The organism is Streptomyces sp. SPB162 (assembly GCF_029504575.1).
In the GTDB taxonomy this organism is placed as follows: Bacteria; Actinomycetota; Actinomycetes; order Streptomycetales; family Streptomycetaceae; genus Actinacidiphila.
In genome coordinates, this window is sequence record NZ_JAQFII010000001.1 from 6665123 (window position 1) to 6673494 (window position 8372).

An 8372-nucleotide genomic window follows, 5' to 3' on the forward strand; every position below is an offset into this window, starting at 1 on the left:
GGTCCGCCCCATTCGGTGTCCCAGCCGGTGCGGGGCCAGGCGCTCCTACGAGCGTGGATCATGCTTCGCAGTTCCGCGATGTTTGCCCGTCCCGGAACGCCTGGGCTGTCGGTGTTGGCCACGCGACGGAAGAGGTCCATCTGGACTCCGGAGAACGCCTCTACGTGTACGCCGTTGAGGCGGAAAGACGTGGTCGGTGCCGGCGAAGTGATCGTCCAGCAGTTTGCGTTCGATGTCCTGGACGCTGCCTGAGGCTGCGTGCTCGAAGGTTCTGAAGAACTCGCTGCCCTGTCGCTTGGTGAGGAGTTGTGCAGTGGCTCGTCCCGCGCCGGCGAAGGCCGTAAGGCCGGCGGCATCGGTGTGGGCGAGTACACGGCCGAACCATGGGAAGTTCTCCGGCCGTACCTGGCAGCCGGGTGCGGGAAGCAGCTCCCGGCCCACGTCGTGAGGCCGCTGGATTCCGGGGAGGAGGTTCGCCTGTCGAATGGCCTGATTCATGTCGATCTCGGCGGCGTCCGTCCCCGGTGGCGTGGTCAGACGCCCGCCGTCTCCTTGCGCGTGCAGCGCATAGACGGCAAGGGGTCCATCGAGGGGGAGGCCCGTGCTGAACACGAAGCCAGGGGTTTCATTCCAGGGGCCGATGTGCAGGCCGTCGACGTAGGCGGCTGACGAGGCCAGTTGCCCGTAGGAAGCTGTGGCGCCACCGTGATGGCCCTTGCACGCGATCGGAAAGACCAGGGAAGGCTGTGAAGGCTTCCACACCTCTGCCAGATACTGGGGGCGGTAGCGGTACCCGACACTCGAAGTGTCCTGGCCTTGTACCCTCTCCGAGGTGTTCAGGGCCCAGCCGGCCCGCAGGACTGTGTCCGAGTGCATGATCGAGACGCTGTGATCCGGATAGCGGTTGCGCAGGATGCGTTCGGCGATGGCCAGGGCGAACGCATGGCCCAACTCGTCGGACTGCAAGGTTTTGTAGTATTTCACGGTGCGCTTGCCCTCTGCGGAGAGCCAAAGGAGTGAGCCTTTCGCCGCCTGTACGGCTTGGATGTACTTCAGGCTGCCCCAGTGTTCAGCCAATCCGCGCGCGGCTCCACGCTGGGTGAGCGACAAGCCGCGTGCGAGATGGTGGAGCACATCGAAGTACGTCAGTCCCACGGAAGTGGCCAGTTCCCCGTCAGGAAGGGCGCGAAGCTGCTGTTTGCGACGCAGTTCGACCGCTGGCGCGGCGGACGGGGTTGGCCTTCCTTCCCGCGTTGCTTCTTCTGCCTTCTTCTGTTGCTCCTTCTGTCTCCTTTTGTCATCGGCGTGGGCTGCTTTGTCGACGCTCCCGACCAACGCTGCGTTCGACACGGCGGAGACAGCCACATCCTGTAACAAGCGTTCGAATATCTCCACTGCACTCGGACTGTCCTTCACTGCATCCCCCTCCGAACCGGTTTCTGGATCCCGAGGGTGAGCCGGGATTGGATGGCAGCGCCAGACGGCATCTGGAGAATGGCCGAAATCGCATTCCTTTCCGCGGTCTGCCGTCACATGGCGTCTTTGCCCTCTGCCGTTTGTTATTTTGCGGGTGTGAGGTGTAGCTGGTGAGGTCGTGACAAGGTTCGGGGATGGTCCTGACCGGGGCTAGCGCTTCTCGCGGGGCGGAGACTGCTCCCCATCCCCGCGCGGGGATGGACCCACCTGCGTGGTGCTCGGAAGTGGGACGATGGTCTGCTCCCCGCCCGCGCGGGGATGGTCCCATCTACCTGATGGCCCGCGACCCACAGTTCAGCTGCTCTCCGCGCCCGCAGGGATGCTCCCAAGGGGGGCGTCGGCAAGACCGGCTGAGTGGACTGCTCCCCGCGCCCGCGGGGATAGTGCTTCGTGCATGAAGTCCTCGACCCACACACCGTTTGGAAGTCGACCAGGTCGTCTACTCCCCGCGACCGCGGGGATGGTCCCAACATCTTCCTGACGCCGGAGCCGCAGTTCGTCTGCTCCCCGCACTCGCGGGGATGGTCCCTACGCCTGCCAGACTGCCGCGCGTGACTGCCTCTGCTCCCCGCGCCCACGGGGGATGGTCCCCATGGTCCTCATGACGATCGGGGCGTTCGCCAGGTGCTCCCCGCGCCTGCTGGGATGGTCCCTGGTTGACGGGCCAGTCGATGCCCATCAGGTCCTGCTCCCCGCACCCGCGGGAAGGTCCCGACCCGAAGACCGACAACGTGTCGCAGGTTCCTGAAGACATTTGAGGGAGCGTTGACACAATGAGACCGGCGACGTCTGCTCCCCACGCCTGCGGGGATGATCCCGACAACCACGACGAGTTCCTCGCCGCCGAGATCTACTCCCCACGTCCGCGGGGATGGTCCCGCCGCCGGCACGCCGGTGGATATCCGCAACGACTGCTCCCTGCGCCCGCAGGGATGGTCCCATCTACAGCTGGCTCCAGCAGAGTTTCATGGTCTGCTCCCCGCAGCCGCGGGGATGGACCCGGGCGCAGTGTCGGTGTAAGGACTCAGGAGATGTTTGACCGATTGTCCTCAGCACATGGTTGACACCTTCGGATGAATATTCCGGGTGTCTCTTCGGTGGTTGGGGCAGGGCTGGTTCCGTCGGGTCATGGATGTGCAGCAGTTGACCGTGTATCGGTATCGGGCTGTGCGGGAGGTGCTCGGTGGGTCTCCTATCGGTGAGGTCGCGGTCCGGTATGGGATGTCACGGCAGACCCTGCACTCGTGGCGGCGGCGTTTCGAGCAGGAGGGGCTGCCCGGTCTGACGGACCGGTCGAGGCGTCCGAGGAACAGTCCGACCCGGTTGTCGGCCGAGGTGGAGGCGGAGATCTGCCAGCTCCGTCGGCAGCACCCGAGGTGGGGCGCCCGGCGCATCGCCTACGAGCTGGCCCGGCGGGGGCTGGCGCTCGCCCCCTCGCGGGCCACAGTGCACCGGGTTCTGTCCCGCAATGGCCTGGTCCGCGTCCAGGAACAGCAGCATGCGCGCAAGTACCGGCGCTGGCAGCGCGAGACGCCCATGCATCTGTGGCAGATGGATCTGGTCGGAGGGGTCCCGCTGGCGGGCGGACGCGAGTGCAAGATGGTCACCGGCATTGACGACCATTCCCGGTTCGTCGTGATCGCCTGCGTGGTCCCGGTGCCCAGTGCCCGGGCTGTCTGTTCGGCGTTCACCGCGGCGATGCGCCGGTACGGGGTGCCCTTCGAGGTCCTGACCGACAACGGCAAGCAGTTCACCGGCCGGCATACCCGGCCGCAGCCGGTCGTGGTGTTGTTCGAGCGGATCTGCCGGGAGAACGGCATCAGCCAGCGGCTGACGAAACCACGCTCGCCCACCACCACGGGCAAGATCGAGCGATTCCACCGCACCCTGCGCGAGGAGTTCCTCGATAAAGCCGCACCGTTCGCGTCGCTGGCTGCGGCCCAGGAGGCCATCGATGGCTGGGTGCATGCCTATAACCATCAGCGGCCGCACCAGGCCCTGGACATGGTCACTCCGGGCAGCATCTTCCGACCTCACCAGCCGAATCCGGAGCTCCAGCAGCAACAGCAGGAGCTTGAGCTGGCCGTCGATGTCATCGAGCCGCCCGAGTTGCCGCCGCACGGAACCGCGGTGGAACTCGAACTGCGGGTGCCTCCCAGCGGAGCCGTCACGCTGGTCGCCGCCCGTCAGACCGTCGATGTTCACCAAGCGCTGGCCGGACGAATGCTGAACATCTGGGCCAACCAGCGCAGCGTCCACGTCCTGCTCGACAGCCACCTGATCACGACGGTTCCATCCCGACTCAGACCGGAGGACCTCGCCTACCTGACCATGCGCTATGGAGCTCGGCCAGCGGGGCCCGAACAGGCAGCCGCCTCTCTGCCCCGAGCTCGCAGCGGCCAGGTCATCCTGGCGGCCGGAGAGCCGGTCGAAGTCGACCGGAAAGTCCAAAGAGACGGACTCGTCAGCCTGGACGGCGGGCAACACCAGGTGGGCTTCGCCCTCGCGGGACGCACGATCACCCTCCGTCTGGACGGTCACCTCATGCATGCCATCGCCGACAACGCACTGATGGGCACGTGGCCCTGCCCGATCCCGGCCAACCGTCTGAGGGAGATCCGCGGAGCCCGATCCGCTCCATCGCCGCTGCCTCCATTGCCCCTGCCGGCCGGCGTCCGGGCTCAGCGCAAAGTCCACGCAAGCGGCCGATTCATGATCAACGGCCAGTTCACCAAGCTCGGACCCCGCCATGTCGGGAAGATCGTCACAGTCGTCATCGAAGACACACACTTCCGGATCCTCCACGGCGAGGACGAACTCGCCGTCCGGCCCCGCAAGAACCCCGATCCCATCACCAGGCTCTACGTCAAAGGCATGGGCACCCAGAGATCACGTCAAGAATCTCCTGATGACAAACCGTCAAGAATGTCCTGAGCCGTTACACCGACAGCGCAGCTCGGACTCGGCCTGGACCGCGCTCTGCTCCCCGCGCCCGCGGGGATGGACCCAGGGTGCGGTAACTGGTGTCCGACTCGAAGATCTGCTCCCAGCACGCGCGGGGATGGACCCCCGAACGTACAGGACGAGCTCTGCGACGTGATTTGCTCCCAGCCCGCACGGGGATGGACCCATCTGGAACAGCTACGACAAGCGCCGTGACTCCTGCTCCCCGCACGCGCGGGGATGGACCCGACCCCCTCGTCGAGGGAGCTCTCCCACACCACTGCTCCCCGCCCGCGCGGGGATCGACCCCGGTGGACCCCGAGGCGGTCCCTGGGTTCGGCTGCTCCCCGCACCCGCGGGGATGGTCCCTGCCCCGACTGGATGTCCGCACTGGTAGCGAGCTGCTCCCCACGCCTGCGGGGATGGTCCCCGGCAGATCTCCGCAGCTCAGCGCACGGCTACCTGCTCCCCGCGCCCGCAGGGATGGTCCTGCCTAGGTGTGTTCTGTATTGCGCTTCGTAGTCTGCTCCCCGCGCCTGCGGGGATGGTCCCGGCGGCAACGCCAAATCGCTCTTGTCCGCCGCCTGCTCCCCGCGCACGGGGATGGTCCCCGGGCCAAGATGTCCTTCATCCGGATGCTTGACTGCTACCCACGCACGCGGGGATGGACCCACCCGGGACGACGACGCCCGCCCCGAGCTGTACTGCTCCCCACCCGCGCGGGGATGGGCCCCCGTTCCGGGCTCCGGCCCGTGTTCCGGACCGTTGCTCCCCGCCGCCCGCGCGGGGAAGGACCCTTCAATACTGCGTCCCCCAGTGGAGTCCTCCAACGCTCCCCGCCGCGCGGGGATGGACCATCGTGCATGAAGTCCTCGGCCCAGACGCCGTTCTGCGCGCGGCCCTGTACGCCTGCTCCCTGCACGCGGGGATGGACCCCACAGATGGCACCAGCGGGCATCAGCGGATGGCTGCTCCCCGCACGCGCGGGGATGGACCCGGGTCCACCCGTCCCGGCTCACCCACGACTACCTGCTCCCCGCACGCACGGGGATGGACCCGAGTCGTGGCTTCCGGCGACCAGCAGGTTGTACTGCTTCCCGCACGTGCGGGGATGGACCCGGGGGCAACGAGGACTCGTTGATGCGGATCATCTGCTCCACGCATGCCCAGGGATGGACCCGAGCGTCACCCGCCCGAAAGGGGCCAGCGTGCTGCTCCCCGCACCCGCGGGGATGGACCCGGTGACTGCCGTCCAACCCGAGTGGGGGCGCTGCTCCCCGCACCTGCGGGGATGGACCCAAGTAGCTGGTGCTCGGGCTCAGTCCACCGATCCGCTCCCCGCCCGCGCGGGAATGGTTCCGCCAGGTCTACAAGGGCGCCGGCAATGGCGCTTCGGTCCCGGTTTGACCGAGGTTGCGCCGGGTCTTGCTGAGGTCGAGGTGCCGGGGGAGGGGGCAGTCCGGTCTCTCCGGTCGTGCCCGCTGGTCTGGTGGGCCGGCTTTAGCGGTGACAGAATTGAAGGATGGAGAGGAACGTGGACGCCGCCGATGCGCAGCCGCGTGGTGGTCGGAGTTCGGACTCCTTTACTCGGCTGAGTAGGCTTGGTGCTGACCTCGATTAACGTCCCGGAGCACGCCGCTCCCCGGCCTAAATGTTGGGGGTCAAGGGGTCGCAGGTTCAAATCCTGTCGTCCCGACGGTGCATGTGGGCTTCACGCCCAGGTCAGGGCCCTGTTTCACTTCGGTGAGACGGGGCCTTTGATCGTTTCCAAGGGCGTGCGTCTCACAACTTCTCACATCCGTTTTCTGTTGGCTTCAGCCGAGCAGTTCGACCAGCTTTTCCGAACCTGCCTTGAGGCTCTGCGGGTCAGGATGCACGTAGAACCGCTTCGTGAACGACAGGTCGCTGTGCCCGGCCCAAGCCGAGACCACCGTGTCGGGCACGCCGTTGTTCGCCATCCACGACAGACACGCGTGCCGCGCGTCGTACAGCCGGACCTTGCGCACGCCCGCCTGCTTCATCAACCGGTACGCCTCACGCCGCAGCTTGTCCGTCTTCCACGGACGCCCCAACTCGTCCACGAGCACGTAGCCGCTGTCCTCGTAGGTGACGCCGGCCGCCGCCTTCTCCTTGGCCTGCCGATCACGGAACGCCTTGAGGGCCTTCAGGACGGGCGCTGGCAACGGAAGCGTCCGCTTGGCTGCCTCCGTCTTGGTGGACTTCTCCACCACCTTGTTGCGCTCGCCCTTCGCCAGGCTCCGGTCGTAGACGATGGTCCGGGTGTTGCCAACAGCGATGGTCTCCGCGCCATCGAGATCGACATCCTCGGCCCAACGCGCCCCGCACACCTCCGCCGGGCGCTCGGCGATCAGCGCCAGCATCATGGCGGCGAACAGCCGATCGTCCTTGATCGCCTCCAGGAACGCTTTGACCTCTACTTCGTTCCACGGGGGACACGACACCTTGAGGGCGGTCGCCTTGAGCTTCGCCTCGCGTGATACGGTGACGTGCTCGGCGACATTCCGCACGACCAGCCCGCGCCGTACGGCGAGGGTCAGCGCCGCCCGAAGCCTTCCCAGCGTGAGACGCACGGCCCGGATCCCGAGACCGGTGCCCGGCTTCCCGCCACGCCGTCGTCCGCTGGTGACCATCCAGTCGATGAAGCCTTCGATGTCCTCCTCTGTCAGCTCCTGCAGTGCCCTGTGCCCCAAGTGGACGCGGGCGGGAAGGATGGCGTTGGCGTAATTGGAGGCGGTGCCCTCCTCGACATCACGTGTCGCGGATTTGAGCCAAATGTCGAGAAGGTCGCCGAGCGTCATCTTGCTCGGTGCGATCTAAGAGGACGTTCCAGTTGAAAACCGGATAGTTCATGGGTTGTGCCAGGTTATGGGCGTTTCGTCGGTTGCTCGTTTCGCGAGGTTCGAGATCATCGCGATGCGGATCATGCTTTCGGAGTGTGCGGGTTTGGTCTCGTAGTCGCGGGCGAGGCGGCGGTGCATCATGATCCACCCGAAGCTTCGCTCGACGACCCAGCGCCTTGGGACCACGGAGAAGCCTTTGACCTGCTCGTTTCGTGGGACTACGTCGACGTCGATGCCGAGGGCGGCACCGTGCTCGATGGCCTTGGTCTTGTAGCCGGTGTCGACCCATGCCTTGGTGATCGTGGGGTAGTCCGTGGCGAGCTGGGTGAGGAGCTGTTTGCCGGCCTCGTTGTCCGAGACGCTGGCGGCGGTCACGATGACCAGCAGTAACAGACCGAGAGTGTCGACAGCGATGCTGCGCTTGCGGCCTACGATCTTCTTGCCGGCATCCGTGCCCTGAGTGTCGGTGGGGACGCTGGTCGCGGTCTTGACGCTCTGCGCATCGATCACGCAGGCGGTGGGCTCGGCGGTGCGTCCTGCCTGTTCACGGACCATCCGGTGCAGGTGGACGCCGAGTTTCCTGATGGTGCCGTCGACACTCCAGGCACTGAAGTAGCCGAACACGGTGGTGTGCGGCGGGAAGTCGTGCGGCAGGTAGCGCCACGGGACGCCGGTCCGGTTGAGGAAGAGGATCGCGTTCATGACTTCCCGCAGGTCAGTGACCTTGCCGCCGAGGTTGAGCGAGGTCTTCTGGCGCTCAACCCGCCAGGCCGTCAAGGTCGGCTCCATCAACGCCCACCGGGCATCGGAGAGGTCACTGAGGTACGGCAGGCGCGGCTGCGAAGAAGTCATGGTGATACTCATGCACGAGGTCTCCACCCGGGCATATCGCTCGATCGAGCGAGGCAAAAGCCGTATTCAGCGGGTTCTTCGAACCGGACAGGAGCTATCAGCTGGAACCGGGGCGAAAGGTGGGGTCACGCCTTCCGAAGCTGCTGCCGCAAAGCGCCTGTTCTGCCTGTATGCGGCTAATCCCGGCACGACAGAACCAGGTCAAACCATCACGTAAATGACACGAACGTCCTCTAAGAG

The 8372-nt window shown here is 66.1% G+C and carries 4 protein-coding genes; 1 reads left to right on the forward strand and 3 read right to left on the reverse strand.

Going from position 1 to position 8372, the window contains the following annotated elements:
• Window positions 1-45 precede the first annotated feature (45 nt).
• Complete coding sequence (locus tag M2266_RS30020) at window positions 46-1395, reverse strand: hypothetical protein (RefSeq protein WP_277441008.1); 1350 nt, start codon at window positions 1393-1395, stop codon at window positions 46-48.
• 1209 nt (window positions 1396-2604) lie between these two features.
• Between M2266_RS30020 and M2266_RS30025 the strand changes: the two genes are divergently transcribed.
• On the forward strand, window positions 2605-4410 hold the full coding sequence (locus M2266_RS30025; protein WP_277441009.1) for an IS481 family transposase: 1806 nt from the start codon (window positions 2605-2607) through the stop codon (window positions 4408-4410).
• 1823 nt (window positions 4411-6233) lie between these two features.
• On the opposite strand, the gene M2266_RS30030 is transcribed toward M2266_RS30025, so the two are convergent.
• Window positions 6234-7238 carry a site-specific integrase gene (locus M2266_RS30030; RefSeq protein WP_277441010.1) on the reverse strand — a complete coding sequence of 335 codons (1005 nt, stop codon included), beginning with the start codon at window positions 7236-7238 and terminating at the stop codon, window positions 6234-6236.
• Between the two features lie 48 nt (window positions 7239-7286).
• Window positions 7287-8132 carry an IS5 family transposase gene (locus tag M2266_RS30035; RefSeq protein ID WP_277441410.1) on the reverse strand — a complete coding sequence of 282 codons (846 nt, stop codon included), beginning with the start codon at window positions 8130-8132 and terminating at the stop codon, window positions 7287-7289.
• Window positions 8133-8372 lie beyond the last annotated feature (240 nt).

Excerpts from the sequence above, each read along its gene's own strand:
- M2266_RS30025 (WP_277441009.1), top strand. The coding sequence starts at position 2,605 with ATGGATGTGCAGCAGTTGACCGTGTATCGGTATCGGGCTGTGCGGGAG.
- M2266_RS30030 (WP_277441010.1), bottom strand. The coding sequence starts at position 7,238 with ATGACGCTCGGCGACCTTCTCGACATTTGGCTCAAATCCGCGACACGT.
- M2266_RS30035 (WP_277441410.1), bottom strand. The coding sequence starts at position 8,132 with ATGACTTCTTCGCAGCCGCGCCTGCCGTACCTCAGTGACCTCTCCGAT.